Genomic DNA, 15,884 nt, shown 5'->3' on the forward strand with positions numbered 1-15,884 from the left:
CCCATTCGCCAATCTGGCCAATGGCGCCGCTGTCTTCGGCCACCGGGATGAATATGGCCGGCGACACGTCGCCGCGCGTCGGATGCCGCCAGCGGACCAACGCTTCGAAGCCGACCATCTTTCCGCTGCTGATCTCTTTCTGCGGCTGGTAGACGAGATAGAACTCCTGGCGTGCGACCGCCTGGCGCAGTTCGTGCTCCATGACGCGCTTGTCGCGGGCCTCGGCCCCCATCGATGCTTCGAAATAACGGTAAGTGTCCTTGCCTTCGGTCTTGGCCCGGTAGAGTGCCGTATCGGCGTGGCTTATCAGGCTGGCCTGGTTTTCGGCATCCGACGGATACACCGCAATGCCGATGCTTGCCGACACAAGGCCGCCGCCGACCGAGAGCCGGTTTTCCTCGCGCATGGCGGTCAGCACCGCGTTGGCGATACGGCCCGCCTCCAACGGGTCGGCCAGGTTCGGCGCGATGATGGCGAACTCATCGCCGCCCAGCCGCGCCACCATCTGCCCTGGACGAAGGATACCGGTCGCGCACTGCGCAACCTTCTGCAGCATGGCGTCGCCCGCGCCGTGCCCATACAGGTCGTTGACCTCCTTGAACCGGTCGAGATCAAGCAGCAGAAGCGCAAGCTGGCCGCCTTTCCTGGTCCGGCCCATCGCAGCGATTTCCGTCTCCAGCCGGCCGGAAAAGCTGCGGCGATTGGCCAGTCCGGTCAAGGGATCGAAATGGGCAAGCCGCAGGATCTCCTGTTCCGCCTTCTTGCGCTCGCGAATATCGCGGACCGCGACCACGTTGTGCGGTTTGCCACAGTAGTCGATGCTCCTGGCGATCAGCTCGACAGGAATGCTCGTGCCATCGCGACCGCTCAATTCGGCCTCCTGCGGCTGTTCGCCGAAGCCCGACATATCGGATCCGAAGAGATCGCCAAGCTGCATTCCGTTCAGCGTCGCTGTTGCGATGCCCGTCAGTGCCGCAATGCTGTCATTGGCACTGATGATGCGGTTGCCGTCGCAGACGATCAGCCCCTCCACGGCGGCATTGGCCAGGCCGTGCATGCGGTCGACCTCGAGCTTCTGGCGACGGAAGCGCAAATCGATCCACAGCGCCGATGCCGACAGAACCAGGATCACCAGTGTGGCGGCGGCGGCGGCGAAAGCCTGCGAGGTCGGCTCGATCGTGTATTCGGATATGACGATCGAGGGATCGGGGAAGATGGAGACGGCACCCATACCGATGAAATGCAGAGTGCAGATCGCCAGCGTCAGCAGCACCGCGCCGCCGGATGTCGCCTTCAAGGAGGGGCGGCGCTGCACGACACGCAGCGCCAGCGCCGCGAGCGTTACGCCGGCCAGCAGGGAAACGGCGACAAGCAACAGGTTCCACTCGATACGGCCCTGAACCTCGAACGCCGCCATGCCGATGTAGTGCATGGCTGCGATACCGCCGCCCAGCACGGCGCCGCCGACGAGATGATAGTCGAACTCATCCCGCAAGGTGGCGATCCACATGCCGGCTGCCGTCAAAGTGACCGAAGCAGCGAGCGAAAGCACGGAGAGTGCCGGATCATAAGCACTGGGTATGCCCGGTGTGAATGCGAGCATGGCGATGAAGTGCGTTGCCCAGATGCCAAAGCCGGTCGAAGTGGCCGCGATCATCAGCCAGGCAAGCCGGTTCCGATCTGTGGAACGGCTTATGTGCTGAAGCAGGTTGACAGCAGAGAAGCAGGAAATTCCGCAGATCAGCGCGGCGAGTGCGACCAGTCTCAGATCGTGTTCGTTGACGATACAATTGTAGACCGTCAGCATTTATTTCACCTGAGCTTTGGAAATAAACAGGGCAGCAGTATCGAGTAGCGCGTTGCCGTTGAGGGATCGATAAAGTCGGCTGCAACCTTGGCGTGTCTCTTCGGGTTGCTGCGGCTGCAATCAGGGCTGACACGCCGAAAGCCAGCTTGACAGTCCCGACGGTGCTTCCTGGCGCGCTTGTCGTCGCGCTAAGCCGGCTAACCGTATCGCTCTCCATGCCTCCAAGCGGAGGCGAGCGTTGCGTCAGGTAAAGGGTGAAGTTCGTCGATCTGCAACAAAACCGTTGTCTGATTGTCATGAGCGACACATATTGCCTTCGCGGGAGTGCCCCCTTTCGCCAATGACAAACGGGAGATGAAACATGAAGTCCTTCGGCTTCGCGGCCGGTGTTGCCGCTACCTTTATGATGCTTTCCTCAACCTCCGCTTTTGCCGTCACGCAGATCAGTTGGTGGCACGCCATGACTGGCGCCAATGCCGAAGTCGTCGACAAGATCTCCAAAGATTTCAATGCCAGCCAGAGCGACTATGAGCTCGTTCCGGTGTTCAAAGGCACGTATCCCGAGACGCTGAATGCCGGCATTGCCGCCTACCGCGCGGGCCAGGCGCCAGACATCATCCAGGTGTTCGACGTCGGCACCGGCGTGATGATGGCGGCCGAAGGTGCCATCAAGCCCGCAGCCGATGTGTTGACCAGCGCTGGAATGACCTTCGACAAGAGCCAGTATCTGCCAGGCATAGTCGGCTATTATTCGAAGCCGGACGGCACCATGCTCTCCTTCCCCTACAACTCCTCCTCGCCGATCCTTTATTACAACAAGGATATCTTCAAGAAGGCTGGTCTCGACGTCGATAGCCCACCCAAGACCTGGAATGAAGTGTGGGAAGACGCCAAGAAGATCAAGGCGAGCGGCGCGGCCGCCTGCGGCTACACCTCGACCTGGCTGACCTGGATACATCTGGAGAATTTCGCGGCCTGGAATGACGTGTCATGGGCCACCCAGCAGAACGGTCTGGCCGGCGGCGATGTCGAGCTCAAGATCAACGCGCCGATTTTCGTCAACCATTTCCAGGCGCTGGCGGACCTCGCCAAGGACGGCACCTTCAAATATGGCGGCCGCACCTCCGAAGCCAAGCAGATCTTCCTTGCGGGCGAATGCGGGATCATGACCGAATCGTCCGGCGGGCTTGGCGATATCGTCAAGTCCGGCATGAATTACGGCATTGGCCAATTGCCGTATGACAGCGACGCCAAGGGTGCGCCGCAGAACACGACGCCGGGTGGCGCCAGCTTGTGGGTTTTCGCGGACAAATCCGATGAGGAATACAAGGGCGTCGCGGCCTTCTTCGCCTACCTGTCGAAGACCGAGGTGCAAGAATACCTGCACCAGAAGTCGGGTTATCTGCCGGTAACGCTGGCGGCTTATGAAGCGACCAAGAAGTCCGGTTTCTATGACAAGAATGTCGGCCGCGAGACCCCGATCCTGCAGATGACGGGTAAGACGCCGACCGACAATTCCAAGGGCGTACGTCTGCCGAATCTGCCGCAGGTGCGCGATATCCAGAACGAGGAGTTCGAGAAGATGCTCGCCGGCCAGCAGACCGCGCAGCAGGCGCTCGACAATGCGGTTACGCGTGGCAATGCCGCGATCAAGGAAGCGCTGGGGAATTAGAGCGAGCGCAGGTCCTTGCTCTACGGCGCACCTACCTGTCCCGCCGGGCATCTCCCCTCGGTGAGGGGAGTTTTGCCGTGCCTTGCGATTTCGCCAATGGTCGATGATGCCCAGTCCGAAACGCTCATCAAAGCCATCTTGGCGGAGAGGGGTGCCGCATGGTGCCCCCCGCCTCATCACCTCGGAGTGGCTCCGTGACCCCTCGCGTCGTGTTCCCCAACAAGGTCCTTCCCTACCTGCTTGTGGCGCCGCAACTGGCCATCACGCTCGTTTTTTTCTACTGGCCGGCCGGTCAGGCGTTCTACCAATCCATGCTCAGGCAGGATCCGTTCGGGCTGAGGACCAAGTTCGTCTGGTTCGCCAATTTCAGGAAAGTGCTTGCCGATCCGGCCTACCTGAACTCGATCAAGGTCACGGTGGTGTTTTCCCTTGCGACCGCTATCGTCGCCATGTGCGTGGCGCTCCTGCTGGCGGTCATGGCAGAGAAGGTGGTGCGCGGCAAAGGTCTCTACCGCACGCTCTTGATCTGGCCCTACGCGGTGGCGCCGGCGATTGCCGGTATGCTGTGGCTGTTCCTCTTCAACCCTTCGATCGGGTCGCTGGCCTACATGCTGAGGAGTTTCGGCATCGCCTGGGATCCACTGCTCAATGGCACCCACGCCATGATCCTGCTGGTGTCCGCCGCTGCCTGGAAGCAGATCAGCTACAATTTCCTGTTCTTCGTCGCCGGCCTGCAGGCGGTGCCGAAAGCCTTGATCGAGGCCGCGGCCATGGACGGCGCCGGCGAGACCAAGCGATTCTGGACCATCGTCTTCCCGCTGCTTGCGCCGACGACCTTCTTCCTGCTGGTCGTCAACACCGTCTATGCCCTGTTCGACACGTTCGGCATCGTCCATGCCGTCACCGGGGGCGGTCCGGGCAAGACGACTGAGACGCTGGTCTACAAGGTCTACAATGACGGCTTCGTCAATCTGATCCTCGGTGACTCGGCGGCGCAGTCGGTCATCCTGATGATCATCGTCATCTCGCTCACCGCCATCCAGTTCCGCTATGTGGAACGCAAAGTCCATTACGGCTGAGGGCGAGCGATGATCGGCCAGTCACCGCTCCGCACCGTCATCGCCCACGCCATGCTGATCCTCGGCATATTGATCGTCGCCTTCCCGATCTACTACACGTTCGTTGCCTCGACGCAGACGCTGCAAACGATCCTCAGGCCGCCATTGCCGCTCCTGCCCGGCGATCAGTTCTGGAACAATTACAGCGAGGCATTGTTCGGCGGTGTCGGCCGCATCGGCGGCGTCAGCGTCGGCAGGCTGCTGCTCAACACGACGATCATGGCGCTCGGCATCGCGGTGGGAAAGATATTCATCTCGATCCTGTCTGCCTATGCGATCGTGTTCTTCCGCTTTCCGCTGCGCATGACCTTCTTCTGGCTGATCTTCATCACCCTGATGCTCCCCGTCGAGGTGCGCATCCTGCCAACCTACAAGGTGATGGTCGATCTCGGCATGATCGACACTTATGCGGGCCTGATCATCCCGCTGATCGCCTCGGCCACCGCCACGCTGCTGTTCCGCCAGTTCTTCATGACAATTCCTGGCGAATTGGTTGAGGCGGCGCGGGTCGACGGTGCGGGGCCGTGGCGCTTCTTCTTCGATATCCTGTTGCCGCTGTCGCGGACAAATATCGCGGCGCTGTTCGTCATCCTCTTCATTTATGGCTGGACACAGTATCTGTGGCCGTTGCTCGTCACCAACAGCAGCAACATGAACACGATCGTCATCGCGCTCAGAAAGATGGTCTCCTTCGCCGATGCCGATACGCAATGGCACCTGGTCATGGTTACAGCGATGCTGGCCATCGTGCCGCCGATCCTGGTCGTGGTGCTGATGCAACGCTGGTTCGTTCGCGGCCTGGTCGATTCCGAAAAGTGAGAAGCTGAATGGCGACCGTCGATCTGAAGGATGTGAAGAAGGTCTACCCCAGCGGTTTCGAGGCCGTGAAGGGCGTTTCAATCGCAGTTCCCGACAAGGAGCTTTGCGTGCTGGTCGGCCCGTCGGGTTGCGGTAAGTCCACGCTGCTCAGAATGATCGCCGGGCTTGAAACCATCTCCTCGGGAACAGTTGCGATCGACGGCAAGATCGTAAACTCAACCGGTCCGACCGAGCGTGACATCGCCATGGTGTTCCAGAACTACGCGCTCTATCCGCATATGAAAGTCTACGACAACATGGCCTATGGGCTGCGCAACCGCGGCACGCCGAAAGATGAGATCGACAGCCGGGTCCGCGCGACGGCGAAAATACTGGAACTTTCGGCGCTGCTCGACCGCCGCCCGCGCGAGCTTTCCGGCGGCCAGCGCCAGCGTGTCGCCATGGGTCGTGCCATTGTGCGCAATCCGAGGGTTTTCCTTTTCGACGAACCGCTCTCCAATCTCGATGCCAAATTGCGTGGCCAGATGCGCGTCGAGATAAAGAACCTGCAGCGCTCGCTTGGCGTCACGTCGGTCTATGTCACACATGACCAGCTCGAGGCGATGACGTTGGCCGACATCCTCGTCGTCATGAATGCCGGACTGGTCGAGCAAATGGGGGCGCCGCTCGACGTCTACGAAAGGCCGGCCTCGACCTTCGTCGCTTCCTTCATTGGCGCGCCGCCGATGAATCTCCTGCCCCTTTCGCAAGGCCCGGCTGGTCCGGCGCTGGCTGATGGCAAGACGATTGAATTTGCGCCTGCGAACGCCGTCACGCTCGGCTTCCGCCCCGAGGATGCCGACGTCACCTTCGGGGCCGAGGCACCGTCCGGCGCGCTCATTCTGCCGGCGCTGGTCGAGGCAGTCGAACCGGTAGGCGCCGAAAGTTTCCTTCACTGTGCTGCAGGTGGCAGCAGGATCGTCGTGCGGGTCGCGGGTCGCGCCACCGCCACGGTTGGCAACCAATTGCGCGTGGTTGCCAAGGCAGAAAAGCTGCACTGGTTCGATCAGGCCGGAAAGCGCGTCGGCTAATCAGAAAGATAGGCCTACGCTCCACCCACGCGGCGTTCAGGCGAAGACATGCGCCTTTCCCGATACAGTCAGCCGGACGATCTCGCCGACCGCCGGCGCGTCCATGCCCGGTTTGCGCAGGACCAGCGGCGTGTTGCCGATCGCTGCCGCATCGGGCGGATCGGCATTGTTCAAGAGCCGCACCGCGACCGTGCACATCGAGCCGGCGAATTCGGATTCCGTCACCTCGCCGAACAGCATGTCCGAGGTGCCGGACATACCCTCGCGCGACGTTCTCTTCAGCGCGATCTGCTCCGGGCGAAGCATGATGCGGGCGATATCGCGGCTGTCATGGGTGTCGACCGCGATGCGGCCGAGCGGCGAGTTGGCGAAGCCATTTGATATCTTGGCCGGCAGGATGATGGCGTCGCCGAGGAATTCGGCGATCATCCTGTCCTTCGGCTTGAGATAGAGCTCGCGCGGCGTGCCGATTTGCGAGAACTTGCCGTCGCGCATCACCGCGACCTGGCTGGCGAAGGACAGCGCTTCGGCCTGGTCGTGCGTCACCAGGATGGTGGTGATGCCGGCGGCCTCCAGAAGTTCGGCCACCGCCTTGCGCATCGAGGCGCGCAGGCCGGTATCGAGCGCCGAGAACGGCTCGTCGAGAAGCATCAGCCTGGGCTTCATCGCCATGGCCCGGGCCAGCGCCACACGCTGCTGCTGGCCGCCGGAAAGCTCGTGCGGGCGGCGTTTGAGGATCGCCTTGTCGAGCCCGACGATATAGGCGAGCTCGACGATGCGCTCAGCGCGCTTGTCCTCGCCGCGGCCCATGCCGAAACCGATATTGTCGCCAATGGTCAGATGCGGAAACAGGGCACCATCCTGCGCCACCACACCGATGCCTCGGCGATATGCCGGCACCGCAGCGCCGCCGTTGGCCAATATGGCACCGTCGAGCGTGATGTGGCCCTGGTCCGGAGCCTCGAAGCCGGCAATCAGCCGCAGCAGGGTCGTCTTGCCGCAACCGGAAGGACCGACGATCGCCGTGCGGCTGCCGCTGGCGACGCTGAGGTCGACGCCGGCAAGGGCCGCCACGGGACCGTATTGCTTGTGCAGGCCGCTGATTTCGAGAAAGCTCATCGTCCGGCCATCCGTTTCGACTGGACATAGAGCAGCCAGGTCAAGGGCAGCGACATCGCCACCATGATGAAGGCGTAGGGTGCCGCCGAGGCATAATCAATCTCGCCACTGTAGGACCAGAAAGCCATCGCCAGCGTGCGGGTGCCGTTCGGTGCCAGCATCTGGGTGGCGGTCAGTTCGTTCATGATGCCGAGCGCCACCAGGGCCATGCCGGCCGCGGCACCCGGCGCCGACAGGCGGATCGTCGTCGACCACAGCGCCTGCAGCGGCGGCCGGCCGAGGCTGGAAGCGGCGCGTTCGAGCTCGACCGGCGCCTGCGCGATCGATGCCCGCAGGCTGACCAGCGCGCGCGGCAGGAACATCAGCGCATAGGCAACCAGGATGGTGAACAAGGTCTGGTAGAGCGGCAGCGCGATGCGTACGGTGATAGTGACCAGCGCCAGTGCGATGACGACCCCGGGCAGCGAGCCGACGATGTAGTTGCAGCCCTCCAGAAGACGCTGCAATGGCCCCGGCGCGCGGATCGAGATCCAGGCCATCGGCATGGCGGCGACGGTGGCGAGCAACGCGCCGGCGAGCGCCAGGAACAGCGTCTGGCCAAGCGCCAGGCCGATCTCGTCCAAGCGCCAGACAGCGGAGCCGCCGGCGGCAAGCCAGCCGCCAATGGTGACGAACGGCACGCCGAGCGCCAAAAGCGTGATGACGACTAGCAAGAGCAGGCTAGGCAGGGTGGCGCGTCCGAGGCTTGTGCGTTGCTGATGGCGCGCCGCGCCGGAGCCGACACGGGCATAGCGCTCCTCGCCGCGCACCAGCACTTCGAGGCCGAGCAGCACGAAGCAGCAGCTGACCAGCACGCCGGCCAGCATGTTGGCGGCCGGTCCATTGAAGGTCGACTGGAACTGGTCGACGATCGCCGTGGTGAAGGTGTCGAAGCGGATGAAGACATAGAGGCCGTACTCGGCCAGCAGATGCAGGCCGACCAGCAGCGAGCCGCCGCAGATGGCGAGCCGCAATTGCGGCAGCACGACCCGCCAGAACACGCGCCGGGGCCCAAGGCCGAGTGCGGCGGCGGCGTCTTCCAGGGCGGGATCGAGACGGCGCAACGCCGCCGACACCGGCAGATACAGGAACGGGAAATAGGCGATCACGGAAACCAGCACGCCGGCCCACAGGCCGTGCAGTCCCGGCACGATGGTGACCCAGGCATAGCTGTGCACAAAAGCCGGGATGGCGAGCGGCGCCACGCACAACCAGGCCCAGAGCCGGGCGCCCGGCAGGTCGCTGCGCTCGGTCAACCAGGCCAGCGAAACCGACAGCACGATGGTGATCGGCACCGAGAGCGCGACCAGCAGGACAGTGTTGACCAGAAGCTCGCCGACACGCGGCCGGAAGACCAGTGCCGAGACTGTTTCCCAGCCGGTCTGCACCGCGATCCAGATGATGAAGGCAAGCGGCACCAGCGCCAGCAGCGCAACGAAGATGGCGGCGAGGACCAGCCAAAGCGGTGCGCGTCGCCGAGCCCTTCGGCCTGTGCCCGAAGGCAGGCCCGAATGCGCGAGATCGACCGCGGACTGCATCAGGTCAGACGCCGTGCCGTTGCCGTCCAGCGGCAGCAATTGAAAGACCGCGATCGCGGTCGGGAACACAGCGTGTCGTCATCGACGAATGCCATCTCGAAAAACAAAATCACTCCCGCGGAAGGCGAATTCCCGCGGGAGCGTGGTCGGGTGTCCTTTTAGGACGAATGGCAACTAAAGCAAGCCGGCTGCCGTCATCAGATCGGTGACCTTCTTGGAGTTCAGCGTCGTGGCATCGACCTTCGGCGCCTGCAGATCGGCGAGCGGCACCAGCTTCGGGTTGGAGTCCGCACCCTTGCCGACCGCGTACTCGAAGGAATCGCCGGTTTTCAGCACGTCCTGACCGCCTTTGCCTGTCAGCCATTTCAGGAACGCCTGGGCTTCCTTCGGATGCTTGCTCGAAGCCAGCACACCGCCGCCGGAGATCGAGACGAAGGCGCCCGGATCCTGGTTCTTGAAATAGTGCAGCGCGACATTCTTGCTGTTTTCGCCGGTCTTGGCCTGATCGCCGAAATAGTAATAGTGGTAGATCACGCCGCCTTCGATCTCGCCGGCATTAACCGCCTTCATCACCGTGCTGTTGCCCTTGTAGGCCGTGAAATTGGTTTTCATCGCCTTCAGCCAGTCGGCGGTAGCGGCTTCACCTTTGAGCTGGAGCAGGGCGCTGACGATGGCCTGGAAATCGGCGCCCGAGGGGGAGGCGGCCCAACGGCCTTTCCAGCTCGGATCGGCGAGGTCCAGCATCGACTTGGGCAACTGGTCGGCAGTCAGCTTGGTCTTGTTATAGGCAAAGACCGTGCTGCGCGCGGCAACGCCGACCCATTTGCCGCTGGCCGGCTGATAGTCCTGGGGAACCTGCGCCAGCGTGTCCGCGTCGACCGGCGCGAACAGGCCGGCGCTTTCGACCAGCGCCATGGCCGGTGAGTTTTCGGTCAGGAAGACGTCTGCGGGCGAAGCAGCGCCCTCGGCGACGATCTGGTTGGAGAAATCGCTGTCGCCGCCATTGCGCACGGTGACCTTGATGCCTGTTTCCTTGGTGAAGCCTTCGGCCCACGCCTTGGTCAGGCTTTCGTGCTGGGCGTTGTAGACAATGATGCCATCCTCTTCCGCCTTTGCCGGACCGGCGATGAGGCTGATTGCCAGCGCAGCGGCGCCGGCGAGGGTGGAAAGAGCGTATTTCATGGCATTGTCCTCGATTTCGGGGGTCCTAGGTCTGTCACGGCTGCACCTATCGATACATGACAGCTATAGTCAACATTGTTGGTGTGCTTCAATCGGTCGCTGACGTGCAAAGGTGAGTGCCGAACGGACAATTCCGCGTGATGCTCACGGTTCGGCGGTGCCGCAAACTTTCGTGATTTGCCGACAGTTTGGCTTGGACATTATTTCGCCGGCCACGTAACAAATCAGCGCCGAGACGCGAAAATCGGGGAGTGAACTCTTGTGAGCGGCAAGGACGAGGCCGAACTTTCCCGGCTGATGCGGGCCGCGATCGCGGGAGATGAAAGGGCTTACGCCGACTTTCTGCACCGGATTGCCGCGCTGGTTCGCGGTTTTGCCAGGCGCAAGATCGTGCAGGGCGGGGTCGATCCCGAGGATGTCGTGCAGGAAACCTTGCTGGCCATTCATGTGAAACGGCATACCTGGCGTCAGGATGCGCCGGTGTTGCCGTGGGTCTATGCGATTGCCCGCTTCAAGCTGATCGATGCGTTCAGGCGGCGCGGACGGCGCATCGAGATCGACGTCGACGATATCGCCGAGACGTTCGCCGAGCCGGAAACCGAGACCGTCAGCGAGCGCGACATCAACCGTGCATTGGACGGTCTGTCGCCGGCTCAGCGCTCCGTGGTCTCGGCCGTGTCGGTGGAAGGGCGGTCCATCGGCGAGACGGCGGCAAAGTTCGGCATCAGTGAGACGGCGGTGCGGGTGTCGCTGCATCGCGGACTTGCCGCGATAGCCAAGCGATTCGGGCAGGGGCGGTTCGGGCGGGAATGACATGAGAACGGACGATCTCATCAAGGCGCTGGACGCCGATGCAACCAGCAAGGCGATGCCGCTGCAATCGGCCTGGTGGCTGGCCGCCGGTGCGGCAGCGGTGATCGCGGCCGTCGTTTTCCTGCTGACCATCGGCCCACGCCCGGATTTCATGGCGGCCGCGCACACGATGCGCTTCCTTTCCAAATTTGTTTTCACCATCGTGCTTGCCGTCGGCGCCTTCGCCCTGATCCGTGCCTTGTCGACGCCGGGTGCGTCGACGGGCCGGGCAATGGCTGGGATGGCTGCGGCGCCAGTGCTGGTAGCCGTGGCGGTGGTTCTGGAGCTTTTCATGGTGCCGGAGGCGCTGTGGGGAACCAAAATGGTCGGCTCCAACATGATGATCTGCATGGCTTTCATCCCGCTGATCGGCCTCGGTCCGCTTGCCATCTTCCTGTGGATGCTGCGCTACGGGGCGCCGACACGGCCGGTGCTTGCCGGTGCGGTGGCAGGCCTGCTCGCCGGCGGGCTGGCGGCAACCTTCTATGCCGCCCACTGCTTCGACGATTCGCCGCTTTTCGTCGCCACCTGGTACACGATAGCCATTGCAGCGCTCGCATTGCTTGGCGCGCTCGGCGGACGGTTTTTCGTGCGCTGGTAGCGTTGCGCCACGCTCGCCCGCTCGCGCATACCGATCCTTAATCATGCCGGCAATTGTTTGCCGGTTAGCGATGGCACCGGAATGCCTGACGCAACCTTTCCTTAAAATCGATCCGCCAAGGTTGAGGCGAGAACATGCGTTTGCGCACGGGGGTGGCACGTATCGTGATGTGGCGAGGATTGACCAGCCGAGAATCTCTTGGGCGTGCAGGGCTGGCGTTGCTCGTCGCCGGCCTGGGCGTGCTGGCGGCCTCGATCCTGCTGTCGCACCTGGACCTGGGCACCGAAGCCTTGAAACTCTGCCTGCAGATCGCGATGGCAGTGGCGGCGGGCGCGCTGTTCCTCGCTGCCCTGTCCACCCGCAGGATCAGCATGGATCGCCAACAGATCGCCGAGAGCGAGCTGCGCTTCCGCCGCGCCATGGAGGATTCAGCGATCGGTATCGTCGTTGTCGGTCTCGATGGGCGCATCCGCCAGACCAATCCGGCCTTCGCGGCCATGCTTGGCTACACAAGCGAAGAGATCGAGACGCAGACTTTCTTCCAGATCACGCATCCCGACGACCAGCAGATCGGGCGGGAGACGATGGACGATCTGAAGGCGGGCACGGTCAATTCCTTCCATTTCGAGAAGCGCTATCTCCGCAAGGACGGAACGCCCGTCTGGGCCCATCTTGCCGGTTCGGTCATTCGCGATGAGACCAGCGGCCGCCCGCTCTATCTCGTCTCGCAAATCGAGAACATCGACGCTCGCAAGCAGGCCGAGGCGCGCATTGCCGAAGCGGAAACGCGTTGGAATTTCGCGCTCGCCGGCGCCGGCCAGGGCGTCTGGGACCTCGACATGCGCAAGGGCGGCACGACCTATTCCTCGACCTGGGTCAAGATGCTGGGCTATGCGGATGGCGAGCTCGATGGCGACACCGACCGCTGGCTGACGATGATCCATCCTGATGATCGCGAGACTGTCGCCGAAGCGGATCGCGCTCATCTCGAGGGCAAGACACCGTTCTTTGAGGCCGAGTTCAGGATGCGCCACAAGGATGGCCACTGGGTGTGGATCCTCGACCGCGGCAAGGCCATCGAACGTGATGAGGATGGACGGCTGATCAGGGCCATCGGCAGCTTGACCGACATCACCCGCCGCAAGGAGGCCGAAGAGCGCCTCACCGTGTCGGCGGCAATGCTTGCCGATGAAAAGGAGCGGCTGAGGGTGACGCTGCAATCGATCGGCGATGCCGTGATCTGCACCGATGCCGCAAACCGGATCACCTTCATGAACCCGGTCGCCGAAAAGCTGACCGGGATTGCCGGCGGCGAGGCTCTCGGCAAGATGCTTGGCCATGTCTACTGGGCGGTCGACGAGGAGACGGGGCACAGGATCGGCGTGACCCGGCCCGCGGTTGGCGTTCATGCGCCCGCCGACCAGAACAGCCGCGCCGTCCTCATCCGGCGCGACGACACGCGCTGCAGCATCCGCCAGGTGGTGTCGCCGATCGTCAACGACCGCCACGAATTCTGCGGGCTCGTCATCGTCTTCCAGGACTTTACCGATGCGCGCGCGCTGCAGCGCCAGCTCGCCCACGCCGCGGCACACGATGCGCTGACCGGCCTTGCCAACCGCTCCAGCTTCATCCGCGCCATGGAGGACCTCGTCGGCCAGGCGCGCAAGGACGGCACCGCCGACACGACAAGGTCGGTCGGCGACACGACAAGGTCGGTCGGCGACACGACAAGGTCGGTCGGAGGCGCCGGACATCAGTTCATGTTCATCGACCTCGACCACTTCAAACTGGTCAACGACACGGGTGGCCACGCGGCGGGAGACGCGCTGCTGAAGCGGGTTGCCGTGGCTATTCGCGGCGTGCTTGGTCCAGACGACATCGTCGCTCGCCTCGGCGGCGACGAATTCGCGGTCATTTTGAAATCGGGTTCGGCAGCCGGCGCCAAGATCGCGGCGCGCTCCATCATCGATGCGATCGGCGGGCTAGACTTCACCTGGGACGGCCGTCCTCACGTGATCGGCGCCAGCATCGGGTTGGCTGCGATCAATGCCAATTGTGGCGAGGTCGACGAGATCATCGCCAGGGCCGATGCGGCTTGCTATGCCGCCAAGGCGGCGGGCCGTGGCTGTGTCTCCGTGGCGCCCGACGCACAGATCGTGGATGGCCGGACAGAGCCACTGGCGGTGGCCTCCTGATAGACCCGTCGCCGTTGAACCGAAAGGCTTGTCCCTGATTTGCGCCGACGATCCGCTCAGCGCGTCGGGACGGGATGCTCGCCGCGATAGTCGTAGAAGCCGCGCCCGGTCTTGCGGCCGAGCCAGCCGGCCTCGACATATTTCACCAGTAGCGGGCAAGGGCGGTACTTGGAGTCCGACAGGCCGTCATGCAGCACCTGCATGATCGACAGGCAGGTATCGAGCCCGATGAAGTCAGCCAGCTGCAGCGGCCCCATCGGATGGTTGGCGCCGAGCCGCATGGCCGTGTCGATGGCGTCGACCGAGCCGACACCCTCATAGAGCGTGTAGATCGCCTCGTTGATCATCGGCAGCAGGATGCGGTTGACGATGAAGGCAGGAAAATCCTCCGAGACCGTGATCGTCTTGTCGAGCTGCTTCACATAGGTCTTGGCTGCCTCGAAGGTCTGGTCCTCGGTGGCGATGCCGCGCACCAGTTCGACCAGCTTCATCAGCGGCACCGGGTTCATAAAATGTATGCCGATGAACCGCTCGGGCCGGTCGGTCTGCGCGGCAAGCCGCGTGATCGAGATCGACGAGGTGTTGGTCGCCAGGATGGCTTCGGGATTGAGCTGCGGACAAAGCTGGGCGTAGATCTTGCGCTTGACCGTCTCGTCCTCGGTCGCCGCCTCGATCACCAGGTCAGCACCCGCAAGATCTGCCATCGCGGGGGCGGCCGAAATGCGGCCCATCGCGTCGTTGCGCACCTTCTCGTCGAGCTTGCCGGACCCCACCTGGCGGGCCATGTTGCCGCTGATCGTGGCGATGCCCTTCTCGATGCGGTCGGGCGAGATATCGTAGATCAATACCTTGTAGCCTGAAAGCGCGGAGACATGGGCGATGCCGCCACCCATCTGGCCCGCGCCGATGATGCCGATCGTCTCGATCTTGCTCATTACACCGATCCCGTCCTGAACCCTTCCGCTTGAACTGCGAAAGCGCTCCACCTTTTATTTTACCGCAATCCCGGACGCAAAACCGCTGCGCACTTTGCTGGATTGCTTTCAGCCTTTGCGGCCTGCTTTTTGTGCGGTGCAAACTAAAAGGGCGGGGCGACTTCGTCTACCCCACCCTCACCATTTAATACGCTTTGGCAGAAAGCGTCAAAGCGCCTTTTGCAGTTCCGGCAGGATGACGAACAGGTCGCCGACAAGGCCGTAGTCGGCAACCTGGAAAATCGGCGCCTCCTCGTCCTTGTTGATGGCGACGATGACCTTGGAATCCTTCATGCCGGCAAGGTGCTGGATGGCGCCGGAGATGCCGACCGCGATGTAGAGATCGGGGGCAACCACCTTGCCGGTCTGGCCGACCTGCCAGTCGTTCGGCGCATAGCCGGCATCGACGGCGGCGCGGGAAGCGCCGACCGCGGCGCCGAGCTTGTCGGCAACCGGCAGGATGACCTCCTGGAATTTCTCCGAGGAGCCCAGCGCGCGGCCGCCCGAGATGATGATCTTGGCCGAGGTCAGCTCCGGACGGTCGGTCTCGGAAAGCTTGTTCTCGATGAAGGTGGAGAGGCCCGGATTGGCCGCGGCCTTGACGGTCTCGACGGCTGCCGAGCCGCCCTCGGGGGCTGCCTGGAAGGAGGCGGTGCGCACGGTGATCACCTTCTTGGCGTCGCTCGACTGCACCGTCTGGATGGCGTTGCCGGCATAGATCGGCCGCTTGAAGGTGTCGGGCGATACGACTTCGATGATCTCGGACACCTGCGCGACATCGAGGAGCGCAGCCACGCGCGGCGCGACATTCTTGCCCGACGAGGTCGCCGGCGCGATGATGGTGTCGTAGGCGCCCGCCAGCGACACAATGAGCGCTGCCGTCGGTTCGGCCAGGCGC

Annotated in this window: 13 protein-coding genes; 7 read left to right on the top strand and 6 right to left on the bottom strand. The window is 63.1% G+C overall.

What is annotated here, in order from left to right:
- The coding region (locus EN925_RS03620; RefSeq protein ID WP_164894123.1) for a diguanylate cyclase at positions 1 to 1,807 on the bottom strand (1,807 nt) is incomplete at its 3' end.
- A 361-nt stretch (positions 1,808 to 2,168) separates the two neighbouring features.
- Here EN925_RS03620 and ugpB point away from each other — a divergent pair.
- The 4 genes from ugpB (at position 2,169) to EN925_RS03640 (ending at position 6,486) form a co-directional block, all read left to right on the top strand.
- Positions 2,169 to 3,479, top strand: a complete 1,311-nt coding sequence (gene ugpB, locus EN925_RS03625) for a sn-glycerol-3-phosphate ABC transporter substrate-binding protein UgpB (protein ID WP_127368709.1) — start codon at positions 2,169 to 2,171, stop codon at positions 3,477 to 3,479.
- A gap of 158 nt (positions 3,480 to 3,637) precedes the next feature.
- Positions 3,638 to 4,558 (top strand): sn-glycerol-3-phosphate ABC transporter permease UgpA, encoded by a 921-nt coding sequence (ugpA, locus tag EN925_RS03630; protein WP_050580468.1) that lies wholly within the window; start codon positions 3,638 to 3,640, stop codon positions 4,556 to 4,558.
- 9 nt (positions 4,559 to 4,567) lie between these two features.
- Entirely contained in the window at positions 4,568 to 5,416 is an 849-nt protein-coding gene (ugpE, locus tag EN925_RS03635; protein ID WP_013529415.1) for a sn-glycerol-3-phosphate ABC transporter permease UgpE, read from the top strand.
- A gap of 8 nt (positions 5,417 to 5,424) precedes the next feature.
- A complete protein-coding gene (locus tag EN925_RS03640; RefSeq protein WP_013529416.1) occupies positions 5,425 to 6,486 on the top strand; it encodes a sn-glycerol-3-phosphate import ATP-binding protein UgpC in 1,062 nt (353 codons plus the stop codon).
- Positions 6,487 to 6,522: 36 nt separating this feature from the next.
- On the opposite strand, the gene EN925_RS03645 is transcribed toward EN925_RS03640, so the two are convergent.
- The 3 genes from EN925_RS03645 to EN925_RS03655 all read right to left on the bottom strand — a co-directional run bounded on the left by EN925_RS03645 (position 6,523) and on the right by EN925_RS03655 (position 10,364).
- A complete protein-coding gene (locus tag EN925_RS03645) occupies positions 6,523 to 7,605 on the bottom strand; it encodes an ABC transporter ATP-binding protein (RefSeq protein WP_013529417.1) in 1,083 nt (360 codons plus the stop codon).
- Complete coding sequence (locus EN925_RS03650) at positions 7,602 to 9,182, bottom strand: iron ABC transporter permease (protein WP_164753882.1); 1,581 nt, start codon at positions 9,180 to 9,182, stop codon at positions 7,602 to 7,604. The genes EN925_RS03645 and EN925_RS03650 overlap by 4 nt, the downstream gene beginning before the upstream one ends.
- Before the next feature lie 174 nt (positions 9,183 to 9,356).
- Positions 9,357 to 10,364 (bottom strand): iron ABC transporter substrate-binding protein, encoded by a 1,008-nt coding sequence (locus EN925_RS03655; protein ID WP_013529419.1) that lies wholly within the window; start codon positions 10,362 to 10,364, stop codon positions 9,357 to 9,359.
- Positions 10,365 to 10,625: 261 nt separating this feature from the next.
- Here EN925_RS03655 and EN925_RS03660 point away from each other — a divergent pair, with 261 nt between their 5' ends.
- The 3 genes from EN925_RS03660 (at position 10,626) to EN925_RS03670 (ending at position 14,012) form a co-directional block, all read left to right on the top strand.
- Positions 10,626 to 11,177, top strand: coding sequence for a sigma-70 family RNA polymerase sigma factor (locus EN925_RS03660; protein ID WP_013529420.1), 552 nt, complete (start codon positions 10,626 to 10,628; stop codon positions 11,175 to 11,177).
- Position 11,178: 1 nt separating this feature from the next.
- Positions 11,179 to 11,817 carry an NrsF family protein gene (locus EN925_RS03665; protein WP_127385512.1) on the top strand — a complete coding sequence of 213 codons (639 nt, stop codon included), beginning with the start codon at positions 11,179 to 11,181 and terminating at the stop codon, positions 11,815 to 11,817.
- A gap of 134 nt (positions 11,818 to 11,951) precedes the next feature.
- The gene (locus EN925_RS03670) at positions 11,952 to 14,012 is read left to right on the top strand and encodes a PAS domain S-box protein (protein WP_127369112.1); all 2,061 of its coding nucleotides are present in this window, start codon (positions 11,952 to 11,954) and stop codon (positions 14,010 to 14,012) included.
- A 56-nt stretch (positions 14,013 to 14,068) separates the two neighbouring features.
- Here the strand turns inward: EN925_RS03670 and EN925_RS03675 are convergent, their stop codons facing one another.
- Together EN925_RS03675 and EN925_RS03680 are read right to left on the bottom strand one after the other, a co-directional pair.
- Positions 14,069 to 14,947 carry a 3-hydroxybutyryl-CoA dehydrogenase gene (locus EN925_RS03675; protein ID WP_013529423.1) on the bottom strand — a complete coding sequence of 293 codons (879 nt, stop codon included), beginning with the start codon at positions 14,945 to 14,947 and terminating at the stop codon, positions 14,069 to 14,071.
- Positions 14,948 to 15,154: 207 nt separating this feature from the next.
- A partial coding sequence (locus EN925_RS03680) for an electron transfer flavoprotein subunit alpha/FixB family protein (RefSeq protein ID WP_164894124.1) occupies positions 15,155 to 15,884 on the bottom strand: 730 nt, incomplete at its 5' end.

The sequence above is a fragment of the Mesorhizobium sp. M7A.F.Ca.US.006.04.2.1 genome (assembly GCF_004022915.1).
GTDB classification, from domain to species: Bacteria; Pseudomonadota; Alphaproteobacteria; order Rhizobiales; family Rhizobiaceae; genus Mesorhizobium; species Mesorhizobium ciceri.